This is a genomic window from Chloroflexus sp. (assembly GCF_034435895.1).
GTDB lineage: Bacteria > Chloroflexota > Chloroflexia > Chloroflexales > Chloroflexaceae > Chloroflexus.
Window position 1 is genome coordinate 1 of sequence record NZ_DAOTWH010000137.1, and the last position, 19,559, is coordinate 19,559.

Consider the following 19,559-nt stretch of genomic DNA (forward strand, 5'->3'; position numbering starts at 1 on the left):
GGCCGACGCGCAGCGCGCGGGTGAGAGCCGGCACGTGGGCGATCGAGCCGCCGCCAGCGCCAACCGAACGCACATCAACTGAAGGCACCTTCACCGGGAAGTAGCCGAGCACCGTCTCGCGGGCAATGTTCGGCTCACCCATACAGAGCGAGACGTCGGTTGAAGTGCCGCCCATATCGAAGGTCAGAATATTGGGATACCCGGCGCGGATGGCAATGTGCAGCGCGCCGGCCACGCCGCCCGACGGGCCGGAAAGCAGTGTGTAGACCGGGTTCTCCTCGGTCGTCTCGGCGGTCATTAGGCCGGCGTCCGAACGAAGAATGTTGAGCTTGGCTTGCACCCCTTGCTGGCGCAAGTGCTGATCGAGGTTGTGAACGTAGGTCTTGACTCTTGGTTTGACATAAGCGTTCATCGTCGCGGTGAGGGTGCGCTCATACTCGCGAAACTCCGGCAGCACGTCATACGAGATGGTCACTGGCAGGTTGGGGGCAATGCGCTGGGCAATCGCCTTCAGGCAGCGCTCGTGATCAGGGTTGGCATAGGAATTGATCAGCGAAATCGTCAGCGACTCGATCCCCGAATCGACCAGCTCGCGAATCACCGCTTCGGCTTGGGCCTCGTCGAGCGGGCGCACCACCTCGCCGCGGGCGCTCATGCGCTCGGACACCTCGCGGGTATCGGCCAGCGTCGCCGGCGGTTCTGGCTTGATCATAATCATCCAGCCTGCCAACGGCCCCGGCGTCTGCGAGCGGGCAAGGTGCAAAATCTGCTTAAAGCCTTCGGTCGTGATCAGGCCAACGCGCGCGCCCTTGCCTTCGAGAATGACGTTGGTGGCGACGGTGGTGCCGTGCATGATTTGGGCGACTTGCGCAGGGGCAATGCCGGCTTGCCGGCAGATGGCCGCGATCCCGGCGAGCACCGCCTCTGACGGATCGTGGGGCGTGGAAGGTGTCTTGTGGCGCCAATAGCGCCCGCTCTCCTCATCGAAGAGCATAAGGTCGGTGAAGGTGCCGCCGACGTCGACTCCGATACGGTAACTCATGCTCCATTCCTCCCGTTGAAACAGCTATTTCTGCCCTCATCCCCCCGCCCTTGCGCCACCTGCTGCGAGAAGGGGGAGACGTTGTGACATGCTTGTGGTCTGCTACCGCTCATGACCGGTGGTTTGCCGGTGTCGCCACTTGGGCATAGACCGGCCCGGCCTTGCCCGTCAGCGCCGGCAAGGGCCGGCCCAGCGTTGCGCTCAGCCAATCGGACGCTGCCAGCAAGGCTGGCAGGTCGATCCCGGTTGGTGCGCCGATCCCGTTGAACATGTGAACCAGATCCTCGCTGGCGATATTGCCGACGGCGCGAGGGGCAAAGGGGCAGCCGCCGATCCCGCCCAAAGCCGCGTCGAATGAACGGATACCGGCTTGCCATGCGGCGAAGGCATTGGCGTAGCCGGTATTGCGGGTATTGTGGAGATGGATCGTGAGGGTGACGTGCGGCAATCGGCGCACAGCCATCTTGCACAATGCAGCCACTTGCGTCGGCGCCGCCATACCGGTGGTATCGGCGAAGACGATCTCGTTCGCTCCCATATCGGCGGCATGTTCGGCAATCGAGAGCACCCGTTCAGGCGAAACATAGCCATCGAAGGGGCAGCCGAACGACGCGCCGATCGCAACCCCGAAGGCAAGGCCGTCGTGGTGAATACGCAGCGCCAATTGGCTGAACTCAGCCAGCGAATCGGCGGTGGTTCGCTTGAAATTGGCCTGATTGAGACCATCGCTGGCCGCCAGCACCAAGCGGACGTGGCGCAAGCCGGCGGCGGCGGCCGACTCGTAGCCGCGTTGGTTGGGGGCGAGCGCCGTAAAGCGAAACGTGTCGTTACTGGCGCGAGCAGCCAGATTGTGACCGCGTTCGGCGAGCAGGCGCGCGATCTCGCCGGCGCCGGCCATCTGCGGCACCTGCCGCGGATTGACAAACGAACCGATCTCAACCCGCGGTACGCCAGCCGCGAGCAGGCACTCGATCAGCTCAACCCGCGTTGCAACCTCTAGCACCTCAGGCTCATTCTGCAAGCCATCGCGAGGCGCGACATCAATGATTGTCACCGCTTCCATCAAATCACCCGCTTCGCTTGCAACGCCGCTACCTCGTCTTCGCTCAAACCGAGCAGATCGACAAACACCTCGCGGTTATGCTGGCCGAGGGCCGGCCCCGTCCAATCAATCCCGCCGGGAGTGGCTGAAAGCCGGGGCACGACATTCTGCATCTTGATCTCGCCCAAATCAGGGTCAGGCACGCCGACAATTGACTGGCGAGCGCGAAAGTGCGGATCGCTCAACATCTCCTTAGCGGTATAGATCTTGCCTGCCGGGACGCCATACTCGTCCATGATGGCTTGGAGTTGATCAGCGGTGTAATTGATCGTCCACGCCGCAATCAGATCATCGAGTTCGGCTTGGTGTTCGCCGCGCGCGTAGTGAGTAGCGAAGCGCGGGTCGCGGGCCAATTCGGGTTGGCCCATCGCTTGGGCCAGACGGGTAAAAATCGTATCGGCATTGGCCCCGATCACAAACCAACCGCCATCAGCAGTGGGGTAAATGTTAGAGGGGGCGACATTGGGCAAAATATTGCCAGTGCGCTCACGGATATAGCCGGTCAACTGATATTCGGGGATCATACTCTCCATGAGGGCGAGCACCCCCTCGTAAATCCCGATATCCACCACCTGCCCCTGCCCGTTGCGCTGGCGCTGGTGGAGTGCGACAAGCGCACCGATCGTCGCAAACGTCGCCGCGAGCGAATCGCCGATGCTGATGCCGATGCGGGTAGGTGGGCGGTCGGGGAAGCCGGTGATTGCGCGAATGCCACCCATCGCCTCGCCGATCGACCCAAAGCCGGCCTTATCGCGGTACGGGCCAGTCTGGCCAAACCCACTCACCCGGATCATGATCAAACCGGGATTCAGCGCGCTCAACTCTTCCCAACCCAACCCCCACTCTTCAAGCGTACCGGGCCGAAAATTCTCCAGCACCATATCCACGTGGGGCACAATTCGCTTGACTAGCGCCTGCCCTTCGGGAGTGCGCAAATCAATCGTGATCGACTTCTTATTGCGGGCCAAAACCGGCCACCACAGCGTGCGGCCCTGATAGCGATGGCGGCCCCACTCACGCATCGGATCACCCTTGCCGGGAGGTTCGACCTTAATCACCTCGGCGCCGAAATCGGCCAGCAACTGGCCGCAAAACGGCCCGGCCAAAAACGCGCCCAATTCGAGCACGCGAATATCATCGAGCGGTCGCGGCGGACGTTGGCGGCTCACGATTCATTCTCCTCGCCGGACGCGACAGCAGCCGATTCCGCGCGCCGGCTCTGCAACAACACATCTCGACCATAGAAAATATGCTCGCGCATCATAGCGCGGGCGCGATCGCCATCGCCAAGGGTGAGCGCATTGAGAATACTGCGGTGAAAAAAATTAGAAATTTGGCGCTCTTCTTTGCGATACCAATAGAACGAGCGAAACTGCAACGGCACCGCAACAATCTGGTTGAGCATTGCAATCAGGCGTTGATTGCCGGCGGCCTCGGCGATCGTCTGGTGAAAGACCGCATTCTGCTCAACCAGAAAATGCACTTCGTCTTCGCGGCGAGCAAAGGTGTGGTTCAGCGAATCTTCCAGCGCCGCGGCGGCGGCTTCCATACGGGCCAACTGATCCGGTGTAATGCGTTGGGCGGCCAGAAATGCGGCATGGCCTTCGAGCAAGGCGCGCAAGTCATACATCTCGAGCAGGTCATCAATCGTAAAACTGCGCGCGACTGCGCCGCGGTTAGGGAAGATCTGTACCAACCCCTCGGCGGCGGCGCGCACCAGTGCCTGCCGCACTGGGGTGCGGCTCACGCCGAGATCGCTAGCCAACCGCTCTTCGACCAACCGGGAGCCGGGCGGGTAATGGCCTTCGATCAGCAACCGGCGCAGGCGCTGGTACACCTGATCTGCAGAAGATTCATCTGATGTATACAATTTAGTCATTACAATTCGCTGTAGTAGCTGGTAGAGCGCATGCAAGCACGGTAAAGCGGCGTACGATTAGCGTTATAAAGGCGTATCAAAACGCAATTATGCTGAATTGTTATATTAGTTATGCCTTGGAAAGATTGTATACAATATACCAGAGGACGGTAGAGGTGTCAAGCACCCTGTAGCGCCGCACGGCTGTGCGGCTCCATATCCAGCTAGCTTCCTCCTTCCCATTCCCAACCCGCTGCGTCCTCTGCGTCTTTGCGTTTGAATCCTCTGCGCCTTTGCTCCCTTTGCGTCTTTGCGTTGACGCCCTCATCCCCGGCCCCGTCTCGCTCTTCTCGTGCAGCCCGCTCCTCGCCTCCCCCGCTGGGGGGAGGAGGCGCCAACCCCTCCCCCAGCAGGGGAGGGGCTAGGGGTGGGGGCAGATCAACTGTGGGAATGAGGAAGCTGTGCTGAGAGCGGAACGCCGCAGTGCGCCGTTTCCGTGCAGTGGGAGCGGGGTTGGGGTGCGGGTACTGAGCCAAATAGCCACAAAGATACGCAAAAGGTACAAATATGGTACGTTTTTGTGTCCTTTGTGTCTTTTTGTGGCTATGCCACCCGCGCAGCGGGCTAGCCCTCACCCCCCGGCCCCCTCTCCCGCCTCACGGCGAGAGAGGGGGAGCCGCTGTATGGCGGGCACGGCAGTGCTGAGAGCGGTACCCAGCAGCGCCCCTCTCCCGCAACGCGGGAGAGGGGCTGGGGGTGAGGGTACCCAAACCACTTTGCGTTCTCTGCGCCCTTTGCGTTAAGCGTCTCTGCGCCTTTGCCCCCTTTGCGTCTTGGTCATTAGCCCTCCATCCTCCCCACATGCGCTACAATCATGCGCGTGGTGTCGTTGTTATCGCGAGCATCGTATGGCTACTGCCCGCCCACCCATTTCAGTGGTCATCCCCACCTACCACGCCCTGCGTTACCTGCCGGCCTGCCTCAGTGCGGTGCAGGCGCAGTTGCGCCCGTATGACGAAATTGTGCTGGTCGATAACCGCTCGCGCGACCGGGCTGGTGCGTGGGTGCGCACCTATCTGCCGGCGGTGCGGGTGATCGAGCTGCCCTACAACGCCGGTTTTGCCGGCGGCGTGAATGCCGGCATCGCAGCGACGCGCGGCGAGTTGATCTGGCTGATCAACGACGACGCGCTGGCCGAGCCGGGTTGCGTGGATGCGCTGTGGGAGGCGCTGCGCGACCAGCCGGCGGCGGGTTGGGCCGCTGGGGTTTTGACTTTCAGCCGCCATCCGCAGGTGGTGGCCGGGGCCGGCATTCGCTTTCAGGCCGACGGCATTGCCACTGATCGGGCACTGGGCCTGCCGGTAGCTGCGTTGCCTCCCCAGCCTCAGTTGGTCTTCGGCGCCAGTGGCGGCTTGGCGCTGCTGCGGCGCGCGATGCTCGACGACATCGGCTTCTTTGCCGACTTTTTCAGCTATCTCGAAGACGCCGATCTGGCGTGGCGGGCCCAGTTGCGCGGTTGGAAGTGTGTGCTGGCCACCAATGCCCGCGCGCGCCACGTCTATTCGGCCACTGCTGGTATGTTTAGCCCGCTCAAGCAGCGTCTGATCGGCCGCAACCGGATTCGCATGCTGATCCGTTGCTTGCCGACGCCATTGCTGGCCGCCTGCTTGCCGGCAATACTGGCTTACGACGGTATAGCGCTGGCGTATGCCGCATTGCGCCGGCAGCCAGACATGGTTGCCGGTCGCCTGATGGCCCTAGCCGAATGGCCCGTCTTACGACAACAACGCCGGATTATTCAGGCCCGCCGCACTGCTTCGATCACCGCCTTAGCCCGCTGGATCGAACCTCCCGGCGGGCCGTTGGCCGCGCTGCGCACCCAACGGCGCTTGGCAGCGTTGGTGGCGGGTTGATCCCGTGCTCGCGGGAGATTGCTTCGGGCGCGTTGCGCCCTCGCAATGACAAAGGCGCACAAGGGGGCCAAGGCGCAGAGATGGTAACCGCCAAGGCGCAAAGAACGCAGAGGACGCAAAGGGGGTTGGGGATCGGATCATCCTCCGCGCTCTCGGCGTTCTCTGCGGTAAACTATTCCCCCCCTCCCCCAGCGGGGGAGGGGCAGGGGGTGGGGACAATAAAGCCTGCGGGGGTAATATACCAACGGGCAGCCGAGAGGCTACCCGTTCGTAAAATCTGCCCGCGCGTCTAGCGGCTTGCCCTGCGAAGCAGTTCTATTTACTGACCAGTTGGGCATTCAGCAACAGCTTCCACAACCGGTACCACCACGATTGTTCGCGGCGGAGGCGACGCGCTTCGCGCACCAGCCGTTCGTGTTCGGCATCGCGGATGAGATCGCGCTGATGCACCTCGGCAGCCGTCAACTCGAGCCACGTGCCATACATAACCAACCTCCTCTATCGTTGAGCGACGCTACGACGACGCTGTCTCGCGCCGGATGGCAGTGAAGGTGCAACCTTCGTCGCACATCGATCGTAGTGTATAATGAACACTGGTGATTGTGCGAAAAATAACAATCACTACCGGTTGTCGCTTTACTACCGTGCTTGCGAGGAGCGGGTGAACCACTCATCGCCGCAATGGCGGTTATGACTATTCGTTGTTGTTGGCGCAATGGCATCCTCATTCCCGCCAACAGCTTGAAGCGACCCGGCAACAGTGCTACAATGAAGTCAATGGTGAAGCAGATGGTTCTTCAGTCAAAGGAGACTTCTATTAACGAGATTCGCACTCACGACGGTAAACGGCTTTATCCGACTGCGACGCCGCGCCGGCGCGCTCTGTTAGTCGGCGCTGAGATTGCCAACGCGCGCAGCCCATGGCCAGTCGAAGATTCGCTTGATGAATTAGCCCTCCTCGCCAAGACGGCTGATCTTGAGGTGGTAGGCCGTATTTTTCAGCGCCTGCCCGAACCGCTGCCCAAGTTCTTCATCGGTCCCGGCAAGGTCAAGGAAGTTGCGGCGCTGCGTGAACAGACGCAGGCCGATCTGATCGTGTTCGATGATGAACTTAGCCCGGCCCAGACCCGCAATCTCGAAGGGGAGTTGCAGACGCAGGTGATTGATCGCACTGGTCTGATCCTCGACATCTTCGCCAGCCATGCCCGCACCCACGAGGGGCGTTTGCAGGTCGAACTGGCCCAATACCAGTACCTGTTGCCGCGTCTGCGCCGGCAATGGACGCACCTTGAACGGCAGGCCGGCACCGGTGGCGGCACTTCGGCGGGTGGCGTGGTTGGTCTGCGCGGTCCCGGTGAGACGCAGCTTGAAATTGACCGCCGCTTGATCGAGCGCCGGATTGCATGGCTGAAAGAGCAGTTGGTTGATGTGCATCGCCACCGCGAGCTATATCGCCAGCGCCGCCGCCAGAGCGGGGTGCCGGTGATCGCGCTGGTTGGCTATACCAACGCCGGCAAGAGTACGCTGCTCAATGCCATGACTGGCGCTGAGGTGTTGGCCGAGGATAAGCTGTTTGCTACCCTCGACCCGACCACTCGGCAGGTGTTGTTGCCCGGCAATATTGTCGCGTTGATGACCGATACGGTCGGTTTCATCCAGAAGCTGCCTCCCAAGTTAGTTGCGGCCTTTCGCGCTACGCTTGAGGAGATCGAAGAGGCTGACTTGCTGTTGCACGTGGTTGATGTCACCCACCGCAACGCCCAAGAGCATGCCCAAACTGTTGAGCAAACTCTGCGCGAGCTAGGGGTGGATCAAAAGCCGATTCTGACCGTGCTCAACAAGATCGATCTGCTTGAAGGGGCGACTGCCGAGGGTATCGGGCAGATTGCGGCTGAAATGGGGCTGCCCGGCGATATTGTGGCCGTCTCGGCCCAGCAAGGCTGGGGTTTGCAGACGCTCGGCGAGCGGATCGTCGAGACGCTGGCGAAGCGGATGGTGCGGGTTGATGCGTTGATCCCGTATCAGCGCAACGATCTCGTGGCCCTCTGGCGGCAGCGGGGTGTGATTGAGGTCGAAGAATTCAGGAGCGACGGTGCGCATATTGTTGGCCGGTTGCCGCCGGCGCTGGCCGCCCAATTTACCCGTTTTGCCCGCGCGTAACGCTTTGGGTCGCAGCAGGGGCGCAGCTACGCTGCGCCCCTGCTCTTTTTTGCCAAGGACGTTTTAAGGACGCTCGTTTGCTACAATGGCATCACAGCCGACGGTGATGGGTCAATAACGCATGATAGTATCGTTTCCAATTTCGCCGTCTTGCTGCGATGCTTGGCCATTTCGTAGCCTAAAGGAGCATTCGTATGAAGCGCACGGCTGCCATACTCGCCGTGATCGTTCTGGCGGTGATGGGGTTGGGTCTCTCGCGCACGGCGGCGCAAAGCGGGTCGCCGGGGTTGCAGGCGGTGTTGGGAACGGCGTTCACCTATCAAGGTCGCTTGACACAGAGCGGCGGGCCGGTGAATGGAACCTGCGATGTTGAGTTTCGCCTGTTTGATGACGCTGCTGCCGGCGCCCAAATTGGCAGCACTCAGACCAAGACTAACGTGACGGTGACGAATGGCGTGTTTACCGTTGCGCTTGATTTTGGCGCTAACGCCTTTAACGGCGATGCGCGCTGGCTGGCGATCAGCGTGCGTTGCCCAGCGGGCAGCGGTAGTTATACTGCGCTCTCCCCGCGCCAACCGCTCACGCCAGCGCCGTATGCGCTCGCATTGCCGGGGTTGCGGACGCAGCCGAACGCGACGAGTCCTAACCTAATCGGCGGTTTCAGCGGCAATAGTATGACCAACGGCGTCGTTGGCTCGGCGATTGGCGGTGGCGGCAGCAACGCCTTCCCCAACCGTGTGACCGATGATTACAGTGTCGTGAGCGGCGGCTACAACAATCAAGCCGGCAATAATGCTGGCACGACCAGCGACCGGTCATACGCAACGGTGGGTGGCGGCATAAGCAATACGGCGAGCGGCGAAGGCGCAACGATTGGTGGCGGCGGCTACAATATCGCCAATGACATCGGTACGACGATTGGCGGTGGCAATGGCAATAATGCCACGGGTTCATTCGCAACTGTTGGCGGAGGAACTGGCAACGACGCCGGCGGCGCTTATACCGTGATTGGCGGCGGCTATCAGAATACGGCTAGTGAGGTCGATGCCACGGTTGGCGGCGGCAACACGAACCAAGCTAGTGGCCGACAATCGACGGTTAGCGGGGGCTATCAGAACATTGCCAGCGGCATCTTTGCCACCGTTCCCGGCGGCGCAGGGGCCAAAGCGGCCAATTTTGGCCAGATGGCGTATGCGTCAGGCTCATTCTTTGTTCCCGGCGATGCCCAAACCTCAACCTACGTCTTGCGCAATTTGACTGATGGCTCTACCTCAGCGGTTGAGTTATTTCTCGACGGCAGCGCGCAGCGCATCGCCATTTCCGAAGATCGCACGGTGGTCTTTGAAGCCTTGATTGTTGGCCGGCGAGCGGATGGCGTCTCGGCAGGCTTCCGTTTGAGCGGCGTGATTGCCAATATCAACGGTAGCACAAGTTTGCTCGGCGTTACCTTGCTCGAAAAATTGGGCAGCAGTCCAGGGGCCAGTTCGTGGACGGTGATTGTGCTGGCGGATGATTCGAGCGACTCCCTGCGGTTTATCACGACCGGCGCCCCCTTTACCGCGTGGGTGGCAACTGTGCGGACGGTTGAAGTTGAGGTTGATTAGGAGGGGAGTATGCGCGCGATCCTGATCATCTTGGTGCTAGCTGTGCTGGTCAGTGTGCCGGCGGCAAGCGTGACGCCAGCAGCGCAGGCCCAATCTGGCGGGGGGTACGATGTGGCGTGGAGTACCATCGATAGCGGTGGCGCGACGATCAGCACGGGTGGCAGTTATGCGCTCGGTGGCACGATTGGCCAACCCGATGGCGGTATGCTCAGTGGCGGTGGTTATACCTTGACGGGAGGCTTCTGGGGTGGCGTGAGCAACATGGCGCGCCTCTTCGTGCCATTAGTGCAGCGGTAAGCGGGCAAGGGGACGGCGTGCGCGCATCTTGCTGGCAGCAGGCGCTTTGTGGTATGGCTGAACAAGCCGTTTGATGGTCGCTGCTGCTATTCTTACCGTTCCCTTCCGTCTGGGTCAGTGCGCGCTGCACGGGCGCGATGAAGCCATCTCCTGCGCGCACGGCAGCCACCCGCTGAGGCATGCGCCCCGCTCCCCTTCTGTCAGTGCGAGCCACGCGAAGCGGCGAAGCAATCTCCCGCGTGAGCGCCGGCACTGGCTGGGGGGAAGGGCAAAGACGGGCGATGGCAGGATGGTGTTGAGGTGTCGTTTCCGCAAGAGCGGGGGATTGCTTCGGTCGGGCGGTAGCCAGCTACGCTGGCTACCGCCCCTCCCGCGCAATGACATACGCGCCTGTCATTGCGAGCCGCGGAGTGGCGCAGCCAGCTCCTGCTCGAGTGCGTGCAATGCGTGTGCGCATGCAAGCTGCCACGTGATGTTGTTAGCACGTTCTCGATCGTGTATAGTGTTGAGACATCGTTGGTCAAACTGCCGCTTCGTATTTTTACGTCATGTTTCAAAGATATGCTCCGCTATCTGCGCCTGTTCGCCCTCTTTGCCCACAACAGTCTGCAAATCGCGCTTGAATACCGCGTCAACTTCCTCACCTCCCTCCTCCAGAGCAGCCTGTGGCTGCTGTGGGGTGTGCTCGGCACGCTGGTCTTCTTCCAGTTTAGCGGCACTCTTGGCGGCTGGACATTGCCGCAGGCGTTGCTGGTCGTCGGTCTCTTTCGCATCTTCGAGGGTTTGATCGACGGTATTATGCGCCCGAATATCACCCGCATCGTCGAGCATATTCAAAAAGGGACGCTCGATTTTGTGTTGGTCAAGCCGGTTGATAGCCAGTTTATGGCGTCGCTGCGCCAGATTAATCTGCTTGTGCTGCCCGATCTGCTGGTTGGATTTGGTTTGATCGGTTACGGTCTCTGGGTGGGGCGGATGTGGCCAACGCCGCTGCAACTGCTCGCCTTCGCTTTCCTGCTCGCCTGCGGGATCGTGATGGCTTACGCGATTTGGATGTTGCTAGTGACAACCGCCTTCTGGCTGGTGCAGGTCGAGAATGTCACCGAGCTGCTGACCGCCATCTACGAGACGGGGCGTTTTCCGGTTACGGCTTACAGTCCGGCGATCCGGCTGGTGCTCACTTTTGTGATTCCGATCGCCTTTCTCACCACCTTCCCGGCGGCAGCGCTGATCGGCCTGCTCGATCCGCTCTATCTCGCGCTGGCGCCGGTGATTGCCGGAGTGTTGCTGCTGGCGGCGCGGGCGTTTTGGCGGGTCGGGTTGCGCTCGTATACTAGCGCGTCGTCGTGACGCAACGGCGCGGTAAAGCCAGACGGCTGTCCGGCTTCAGATGAGAGATGTTAATCAGCCACTGCCAACCCCAACGCCTCGCGCGCCGCGCCGGCTACAAACAACGAACCGGTGACACAGATCAGGTCGTCAGGGCCGGCCAAAGCGTGGGCAGCGGCGAGCGCTTCGGCTACCACCGGCACGATCTGTAATGGCGTGTTACTGAACGGTTCCACCTCGGCGGCGATGCGGTCGAGATCCATGGCTTTAGGGTGACTAGCGCGTGTAATGATGATCTGCGCTGCGTGGGGCGCGAGCGCAGCGGCAATCGCGGCGATGTCTTTGTCGCGTGAGGTGCCGAGGACAAGGATCATCCGGCGATGCGGCAGCTCTTGCGCAATCGCCTGCCAGAGCTTTTCCGCCGAATCACCGTTGTGGGCGCCATCGATCAAGATGCGCGGCGAGCCATCGATCAACTCAAACCGGCCCGGCCACCACGCTTCAGCCAACCCGCGCCGGATCGCTGCGTCGTCAATCGTGAACCCTTGCCCGCGCAGTAGCAACGCCGCTCCCATCGCCAAGCGCGCGTTTTCGCGTTGGAACGCGCCGCGCAACTTGCCCGGCTGCGGCGGCGCTGGATACGCCAACGGCGGCCCGTTTGCCAGCCACGGCTCAACTGCTGCTTCGGCGGCCAGCCAGAGCGGCGCACCGACCGTCTGCGCTTCGGCGGCGAAGACCGCTGCCGCTTCAGCGCGCTGCGGTACCGTGATCGCCGGCTGGCCGGCGCGAATAATGCCGGCTTTGTTGTAGGCAATGTCGCGCAAGGTTGGTCCCAGTATCGCCATGTGGTCATAGCTGATCGACGAAATCACCGCGACCAGCGGTGTGATCGTCGCTGCGGCATCGTAGCGTCCGCCCAATCCGACCTCTACCACCGCCAGATCAACCTGCGCAGCGACAAAGTGGCGCATCGCCATCACAAAGCCAATATCGAACGTGCTAGGCCGGCCATAGGTCGCTTCATCAAACCCTTCAACCAGCGGTTGCACCGCATTGACCAGCTCGATCAGCGTCTGCTGGCTAATCGGCTCGCGGTCGATCTGGATCCGTTCGCGGTACGAACTGAGATGCGGCGATGTCCACAATCCCACCTTCAACCCAGCCGCGCGGGCCATCGCTTCGATCATCGCGCATGTGCTGCCTTTACCTTTGGTGCCTGCTACCACCACCGCGCGCAAGTGCCGGTGCGGATTGCCAGCATCATCCAACAACGCCGTAATCCGGGCCAGCGCGCGCGCAGCAATCGCCGGGTCAGGCGATCCCTGCCGGGTGGGGTCGATAAAACTGTAGATGTAGTCAAGCGCTGCTTGGTAGGTGGTAATTGGCATAGTTAACTCTCATCGCAAGCCGCACATTGCTGGCGAACGCTGATGCGCGGCGAGTGAATACCGTTGGTGTATGATACCATTGCCGGGCAAGGGTGGGAAGAGATAAACACGCATAAGCATAGAGCCGTTGGGAGACAACGGCTCTATGCGAAGGGGTTATTGTATGAGCATACTTAGCGGGTGGCGAGCGGGATGAATGTCGCGCAGACGTTCAGGTTTCGCACTTGGGGCAAACCGGTTGAGATCACCGCCAACGTATTCCCTTGTGCGTCACGGAACGGGACATAATGCGTTTCAGCCAGCGGTACCGAGACGTGTTGGCTAAACGGTTGCCAGACCGTGCTCTGTTCGGCATTTGTCCACACCCGCATGTCGGTCACGGCGCCGGCTGCGCTTTGGGCGGCAAGCTCAAGCACCATCTCTGTGCTAGTATTACGATACGGCGCAATCGCGCCAGTAATGGTAGCGCCATTGAGCAAGGGCGGGCTGGCGAGCGGTTCGATTGGATCAACCTGAGCGGCTTGGCTCGCGAGTGAATCAGTCGCCTCTTCGGCAAGGCTGGCTGGCAGCGGCGCCGGTGTGCCGGTGTAGATCCGCACACTGCTTGGCTGATAGCCGCGCCAATAGCGCAGGGCATTGGCCAGCGTCGTGTAGGCGCCACTGCGTACTCCCGGATCATGGACAGTGTAGTTGGCTGGATCCGTGCCGCTGCCTCCCAGCACTACGATGAGGTGCATATAACCGGCGCTGGTGCTCAATTCGAGGATGACCGGCCCTTTTCGTAGCTCTGCCTGCAGATTGGCGTAGCTAAAGGCTGGCCAGCTCACCCAGCGCATTTTGTTGTTGGTGCAAGTGCGCACCTGCTGGCTTGCCCAGTACAACGGGCAAGCATACGCTCCTAAACACGTGTTCATCGTTCCCGGATTGTGATCAACCCTGTAGAAACTGCCTACCATCGTCAACGATGTCAACGCGCAGCCGATCTGGCCGATCGTGTTATTACGGTACGTCGCATAAGCAGGCCGGTTGATTCGGTTGCGTGCTCCAGCGCGAATCGAGCTGTGAGTAATAGGGTACTGGCCAGACATTCGGCGCTGGTGTCGGCGGTTGTGGCGCTGGCACTGAAGCGGCAATCGTGTAGTAGAGTCTGCGCTGGCCGCTAAGAGCACTGTTGGCGGCGCCATCGTTGGCCTGCGTCTGCCACACATACACCCCTCTCCTTGGCAATTGCACGGTCCAGCTTGGGCTATTGATCCAGCCAGAGTCAGCTTGCCACGAGTTGTCGGATAAGGTGATGATGGAGCGGAAGCGCCGGGTTGAGTTTGGCCAATTGTCTGGATCGCCGCTGTCAGTCACTTGCAAGGTGACGGTAGCCGTATTGATGGTTGCAGTATGAGCAGGACTGTGCAAATTGGGCGGATTGGGGGGCCGGTTAGGCACGTAGGTGAGGGTACGCGGGCCAGCCGCTGCGCTCGGTAGCTCCCAGTCCCCGGCATACACGATCCACGAATAACTACCCTCACTGGGGAGTGTCACGGTCCAACTGGTGTTGTCGCTCCAGTCCGAACTCGCGCTCCACGAGTTGTCAGATTTCGTAATCGTGAAGCGGAAGTTGCTGGTTGGGGCCGGCCAGTTATCCGGGTCGCCGGCATCAGCCACTTGCAAGGTGACAGTGGGTGTCTTAATGGTTACGCCGCCTTCTGGGCTGATTAGGTATGGCGGGTTGGGAGGAAAGTTGCCCTCGTTAGTAATCCTGCCGACAGCGCATTGGCGATACCCATCGCGAATCCGGGTCATACAACCATTGTAATCGCCGGGAAGCGCGCTAACTGTCCAGCCACCAATATCAATGCCGTCAATTGATATGGGAGTTCCACCGCGCGAGACCCAAAAAAGGATATGCGCGCCGGTCACGTAGCCACCGAGACAGCGGGTGCCGGTGCCGATCATACCGATATACGTGTACCGTTCGACCCGACTCTCGTTCGTAACGGCAATTCCAGCGAGGTGGTAGTAGTTGGTGCGAAAGCCGCCGGGGTGATCGATCTGCTCCAGATCCGAATTTTGGCCGCACGGGGTATAGGCTATCCCTTCTCGGGCCGCTCGCACACGGCCGCCGTTGACCGCAAAATCAAGCCCCGATCGCGTAGTTTCGTTTCTGAAGGTTTTGTGCGGGCCACCTGTAAGGTTCCATGTTTCTCCTATTGCCCACGGTAAATTGAGTTGCATTGAACCATCGCCGCTCAATTGTGCCGCCGTCGGCATAGTCGCCCATTGTTCCGGCGTCAAAAGATGTTGGGGGATTTGGGTGAGCGCTTGGGCAAATGCAGGGGAGTGTTCGAGCGCAACTTGCCATCCGCCGCCTCGTTGCTCGGCAAAGAAGAGCAAGATTTGCGGCGCAGTTTCTTCATCTGTTACGCCATCGGATGAGGGTTGGGGAATGACGGCGGCAGAGCCAAAGACCCACGCTTTGACACGCGAAATTGGTGAAACAATGATATGGTCGGTCGCCGCGTTTGGCTGCTGGGTTCTGATTGCCGCGCTCACCGCTTGTTCTAACGCCGGATCAAGGGGCGGTGAACAATGACCGGCTTGATCGGAAAGCTGATGGAAACTAGGGCTACGATAATACTCATCACCACGAACACGACCATCCCAAACGGTAGCCGGGTAAGAGCAGGTTCTGTCTTGCTCGGCTGCATAGCACCCCTCCTTTTCGTGGTTGGCGAAACGAACGTTTTTGGCAGGTTGCATCGGTACTAGTGATCTGCTAAGTACGCGGGGAGAAAGAAAGCGCGCTTCTTTTTGGTCGTATCGTAGCAGGTGTAGTGCTGCCGGCAATATCGCAAAAGTATGATAATTAGGCGACGCTCGATATTTGGTCAGAGAGCAGTCATTGTCGCTGTGATATTGCTACCTGCCAGTATGTCTATTCGCCAACGGCGCCGCTAGTGCGAAATGGCAGAAACCAGAAAGACGTTCATTCGCGGCAACGAGGGTGATCCGATAGCGCAATCGCTATCATGACAGCTTGCCCTTTATCCTGCCACATTGACAGACCGCATCAGATGACCTATGCTACACAATGCGAACAGGTGAGCGAAGAAGCAGGCATGAGTCTCAATCTCGCGGTGCTGGGTGAACAGGTGCGCACGATGAGCCAGACCGTGGCGCGTAGTGCCTATCAAGCGCTTCTTAGTCGTATCGTAGCAAGCGTAATGTTGCCGGCAATATCGCAAAAATATGACATTAGGCGACGTTCAATACTTGGTCAGAGGGCAGGCATTGTGCTACTCAGATGTGACGTGTCTGTGCGGCGATGGCGGTGGAAGTTGCTAGTGTTGCCCGTGCGGTAGAGAGCACTGGTCTGAGCAGACGCAAGAGTTTGCCGTTGCGTTGCCTGCACGCTGGGCTGATTTCAAGCTATCGGGGCCGATGCTGATGTCTACCGATGAGTTCGCAGTTCGTAGCACTGAGGTTTGCCTAATCATCGCAACGTTTGTTTACGACCTGCCAAATTGACGTGTCTCGTATCGATCTCGCCCGCCGTGCAGCCATTGTGACCAGAAACTCGATCTTTCTCTATTGAGCGCTCTATCCGCCTAACTACCGCAGCGTTTTTACCTTGACCTTTCCCTCTACCCACTCAATCCTCAACGTTGCGCATTGACAGACCGCATCAGATGACCTATCCTACACAATGTGAACAGGTGAGCGAAGGAGCAGGCATGAGTCTCAATCTCGCGGCGTTAGGTGAGCAGGTGCGCACGATGAGCCAGACTGTGGCGCGGGAGGCGCGCCAACGCGATGCGCGGGTCGCCGAGGTGCGCGAGCGGTATCTGCATGAGATTGGCCGTGAGGAGCACTGGGCTACTGCGGTCAAGCTTAGTGAGTCATCAACAAACTGGCTGCTGGCGGCGCCGGTTGAGCCGTTTGAGACAGTGTGTCATCTTCCAGACATCCCGACTGACTACGCCATCGCTGCGACCGATGGCTCGCATATCGATGTCGATCGGCACGGCGAGGTGAGTTGCTATCTGATCAACATCGGGCAAGTCTATATTCGCTACGGCGCGCAGCCGGAAGCGCGACTTGCGTCGTCCCCAAAGCTCTATTTTGCCGAAACAGACCTGTTTTTTCACGATGATACTCGTCGCATCCCGATCGAGGGCGCGTTGCTCAGCGTGCGGCGCGATGTCGAAGAGGGGGTTGCGTTAGGCGAGTTGGCCATCGGCGCGCTGACCGATCCGGCCATCCCGCGGTTGGCCTTGCAAGACGGCACCCTGATCCGGTGGGCGTTGGCGAATGCTGATGCCAGCGTGCGCGATCACTTTTTGCAGCGATATCTGACCTACCTCGAACGGATGCGCGAGCACGCGATCCCAGTGGCGTCGTACATTAGCCGCAGCCGGTCGCCGGAAGTGGTGGGATTGGTGCGTTTGATGTTCTGTCCTGATGTGAATGTAACGGCGCAGCGCGGCGCCAATTGCGCCCAGTGCAGCGATGCCAAGAGCGGTAAAATCCCCTCGTGCATGATCTGCCAAGACCTGATCGACGCCGATATTTTTGCTACGCGCTTGGGTGAAGGCCAGCGCGGCCCGATCTTTCGCTCGCTCAGCCGGATCAGCGTTGCAGGATACGAGCACCACCAGATTCACTTCTTTTTCTTGCGGGTCGGGCGCGAGCTAGCCCGCGTCGAACTGCCCGGTTGGGTGGCTGACCAGCCGGAATGGGTCGATCAGGTGCATGCGCTGGTCTACGATCAAGCGGCGCGCGGGCAGGGCTACCCGATCGCCTTGCAACGCGCCCACGAGCAGGCGGTGATTCGCAGCGCCGAGCGGCGTGTGTTCGAGCAGATGGTCTCTGGCGCGCTTCAGCGCGCCGAAGCGCCGGCTGGCGTTTCGGCCAAGCGCGAGAGCAAGCAGTTTGTGCAGGGATGACGATCATGACGATGCCGCAAAATGGCCGGATCGGCGAAATTATCGAGTCTTCGACGACCCAGTTTATCGCTGCGACGTACGAATTGTTGGCTGCGCCGCCGTTTGGCGCGTTGGTGCGGGCCACAACTCGCGATCAGGCGTTGGCGGTTTATGGGCTGGTGTTTGATATTCACACTGGCAGCCGCGAGCCGGGTGGGCGGGCGATTGTGCGGGGCCGTACCTACAGCGGGCGCGATCTGTACGACGACCAAATCTACCGCGAACATCCCGATCTCGGCGAGGTGCTGCAAACCGAGTTTACCGCACTGACGGTCGGTTACTCTCTCGATGGCCGCCTGCTCCAACGCCTGCCGCCCCAGCCGCCGCCGGTGCATTATTCGGTCTACCCCTGCGAGCCGCCTGAGTTGGCGCAATTCGGCGAACAACTCGATTTTCTGCGCACCGTCTTGCTTGCTTCCGGTGTGCCGTCGGATGAACTGCTGGCCGCGTCCGTCCGCGCGATTGCATTGGCCCGCCGCGATGGCCCGGCCTATTTAGTGCGGGTGGGCCGCGAATTGGCCCGGCTGCTCAAAGAGGATTATGACCGGTTGACGGCGCTGCTGCACCGGATTAGGCCGTAAACGGCAAACACAACGGTATCGTCACCGCACCCGGTGGCTGGTCTTGCGCGGTGGAGTGAAGAGCCGCTTCCCGCTTGTCATTGCGAGCCGAGCGGTCGGGGCCGAGCGCCGCTCGGCCCGCCGCGAGCCGAAGCGATCTCCCCCAAGAGCGGGATTCTATCACTCAGCGAAAACTTGTTATTTGTGAATCGTTATCGTAGCAGTATCTGTCCCCCAACCCTTCCTCTGCGGTGGGATGAGTGATGAATAGCCACCAAAACACCCAAAACTCATAAAAGACCCTCGTAGATGCTGGGGTTTTTGTGGCGCTTGGCGGCTCTTCATCTCTAGGCCGCGGAGCGGGTTTCGCAACCGTAGCATCCCTTTAGGGCCGGGGATGTGGCTCCCATCTTGCTGTGTTTGCTCTACGGCATGCGGCAGTGGCAGAGGTCTTGCGCAAGGCAGCCAACTTGTGCTGTGGCATGCGGCAGAAAAACTGCCGCATGCCATAAATAGGAGAATAGCCACAAAAATACCCAAAACTCGCAAAAAGACATCCTTAAATTCTGTGTCTTTTGTGACTCTTGGCGGCTATTGATCCTTAGCCCACGCAGCAGGCTTCGCAACCGTAATCCAGCCCTGAAGAGCTAAGCGCAATTCCCTCACCTCGTCCAAACATCTGCTATCATACCCATTCAGAGACCGCCCTGTCACGGAGAACACTATGCTCTTGCTTGACGCCGCATTTCAAGTTGACGCCAATCCCTTGCCGAACGCCGCCGCCGTGGCGCAAGCTGCTGAAGCGATCGGTTTTGCCGCGCTCTGGGCTCCGGAAACGGCCCATAATCCGTTTCTCGCCTTGGCCGTTGCCGCCGAACATACCCGCCAGCTCACGCTTGGCACTGCGGTAGCGATCGCTTTCCCGCGTAGCCCGATGGTGACTGCCCAAATCGCATGGGATCTGGCCGGTTTTAGCGGCGGGCGTTTCGTGTTGGGGCTAGGCACCCAAGTCAAGGCCCATATCGAACGCCGGTTTAGTGGTGTGTGGGATTCACCGGTGGGCCGGTTGCGCGACTACATCGGCGCCTTGCGCGCGATTTGGTACTGCTGGCAGACTGGCGGCAAACTCGATTATCGCGGCCAATACTACCAGCATACCCTGATGACCCCCTTCTTTAATCCCGGCCCGATCGCCCATCCCAACATTCCCATCTACATCGCCGGGGTCAATACCGGTCTCGCCCATCTGGCCGGCGAAATATGCGACGGCTTCCATGCCCATCCCCTTAACAGCGCCCGCTACCTACGCGACGTGCTGCGTCCACAG

The 19,559-nt window shown here is 60.2% G+C and carries 16 protein-coding genes; 8 read left to right on the top strand and 8 right to left on the bottom strand.

Features of this window, described 5'->3' with window-relative positions:
* The 4 genes from U9R81_RS08160 to U9R81_RS08175 all read right to left on the bottom strand — a co-directional run.
* Nucleotides 1-1,042, bottom strand: a 1,042-nt coding sequence (locus tag U9R81_RS08160; protein WP_322494990.1) for a hydantoinase/oxoprolinase family protein, incomplete at its 3' end; no start/stop codon positions are given.
* A 109-nt stretch (nt 1,043-1,151) separates the two neighbouring features.
* Nucleotides 1,152-2,105: a hydroxymethylglutaryl-CoA lyase gene (locus U9R81_RS08165; protein WP_322494991.1), complete on the bottom strand. Its 954-nt coding sequence runs from the start codon at nt 2,103-2,105 to the stop codon at nt 1,152-1,154.
* On the bottom strand, nt 2,105-3,313 hold the full coding sequence (locus U9R81_RS08170; RefSeq protein WP_322494992.1) for a CaiB/BaiF CoA-transferase family protein: 1,209 nt from the start codon (nt 3,311-3,313) through the stop codon (nt 2,105-2,107). The genes U9R81_RS08165 and U9R81_RS08170 overlap by 1 nt, the downstream gene beginning before the upstream one ends.
* Nucleotides 3,310-3,981, bottom strand: coding sequence for a GntR family transcriptional regulator (locus U9R81_RS08175; RefSeq protein ID WP_322494993.1), 672 nt, complete (start codon nt 3,979-3,981; stop codon nt 3,310-3,312). Before U9R81_RS08175 ends, U9R81_RS08170 begins: the two co-directional genes overlap by 4 nt.
* A 929-nt stretch (nt 3,982-4,910) precedes the next feature.
* Here U9R81_RS08175 and U9R81_RS08180 point away from each other — a divergent pair.
* Nucleotides 4,911-5,915 (top strand): glycosyltransferase family 2 protein, encoded by a 1,005-nt coding sequence (locus U9R81_RS08180; protein ID WP_322494994.1) that lies wholly within the window; start codon nt 4,911-4,913, stop codon nt 5,913-5,915.
* A gap of 315 nt (nt 5,916-6,230) precedes the next feature.
* Here the strand turns inward: U9R81_RS08180 and U9R81_RS08185 are convergent, their stop codons facing one another.
* Nucleotides 6,231-6,401, bottom strand: a complete 171-nt coding sequence (locus tag U9R81_RS08185) for a hypothetical protein (RefSeq protein WP_172812285.1) — start codon at nt 6,399-6,401, stop codon at nt 6,231-6,233.
* A gap of 303 nt (nt 6,402-6,704) precedes the next feature.
* Here U9R81_RS08185 and hflX point away from each other — a divergent pair, with 303 nt between their 5' ends.
* The 4 genes from hflX to U9R81_RS08205 all read left to right on the top strand — a co-directional run bounded on the left by hflX (nt 6,705) and on the right by U9R81_RS08205 (nt 11,326).
* Nucleotides 6,705-8,075 (top strand): GTPase HflX, encoded by a 1,371-nt coding sequence (gene hflX / locus U9R81_RS08190; protein ID WP_322494995.1) that lies wholly within the window; start codon nt 6,705-6,707, stop codon nt 8,073-8,075.
* 194 nt (nt 8,076-8,269) lie between these two features.
* The gene (locus tag U9R81_RS08195; RefSeq protein WP_322494996.1) at nt 8,270-9,679 is read left to right on the top strand and encodes a hypothetical protein; all 1,410 of its coding nucleotides are present in this window, start codon (nt 8,270-8,272) and stop codon (nt 9,677-9,679) included.
* A gap of 9 nt (nt 9,680-9,688) precedes the next feature.
* Complete coding sequence (locus tag U9R81_RS08200; RefSeq protein ID WP_322494997.1) at nt 9,689-9,976, top strand: hypothetical protein; 288 nt, start codon at nt 9,689-9,691, stop codon at nt 9,974-9,976.
* Nucleotides 9,977-10,537: 561 nt separating this feature from the next.
* On the top strand, nt 10,538-11,326 hold the full coding sequence (locus U9R81_RS08205; RefSeq protein WP_322494998.1) for an ABC transporter permease: 789 nt from the start codon (nt 10,538-10,540) through the stop codon (nt 11,324-11,326).
* 50 nt (nt 11,327-11,376) lie between these two features.
* On the opposite strand, the gene U9R81_RS08210 is transcribed toward U9R81_RS08205, so the two are convergent.
* From U9R81_RS08210 to U9R81_RS08220, 3 genes are all read right to left on the bottom strand, one after another.
* Nucleotides 11,377-12,693, bottom strand: coding sequence for a bifunctional folylpolyglutamate synthase/dihydrofolate synthase (locus U9R81_RS08210; RefSeq protein ID WP_322494999.1), 1,317 nt, complete (start codon nt 12,691-12,693; stop codon nt 11,377-11,379).
* Between the two features lie 173 nt (nt 12,694-12,866).
* A complete protein-coding gene (locus U9R81_RS08215; RefSeq protein ID WP_322495000.1) occupies nt 12,867-13,607 on the bottom strand; it encodes a hypothetical protein in 741 nt (246 codons plus the stop codon).
* Between the two features lie 85 nt (nt 13,608-13,692).
* Nucleotides 13,693-15,447: a M23 family metallopeptidase gene (locus U9R81_RS08220; RefSeq protein WP_322495001.1), complete on the bottom strand. Its 1,755-nt coding sequence runs from the start codon at nt 15,445-15,447 to the stop codon at nt 13,693-13,695.
* Nucleotides 15,448-16,421: 974 nt separating this feature from the next.
* On the opposite strand from U9R81_RS08220, the gene U9R81_RS08225 reads away from it, so the two are divergent.
* The 3 genes from U9R81_RS08225 to U9R81_RS08235 all read left to right on the top strand — a co-directional run.
* Nucleotides 16,422-17,633, top strand: a complete 1,212-nt coding sequence (locus U9R81_RS08225) for a DNA double-strand break repair nuclease NurA (RefSeq protein WP_322495002.1) — start codon at nt 16,422-16,424, stop codon at nt 17,631-17,633.
* Between the two features lie 5 nt (nt 17,634-17,638).
* Nucleotides 17,639-18,253 (top strand): HAS-barrel domain-containing protein, encoded by a 615-nt coding sequence (locus tag U9R81_RS08230; RefSeq protein ID WP_322495003.1) that lies wholly within the window; start codon nt 17,639-17,641, stop codon nt 18,251-18,253.
* A gap of 703 nt (nt 18,254-18,956) precedes the next feature.
* A partial coding sequence (locus tag U9R81_RS08235) for a TIGR03617 family F420-dependent LLM class oxidoreductase (RefSeq protein ID WP_322495004.1) occupies nt 18,957-19,559 on the top strand: 603 nt, incomplete at its 3' end.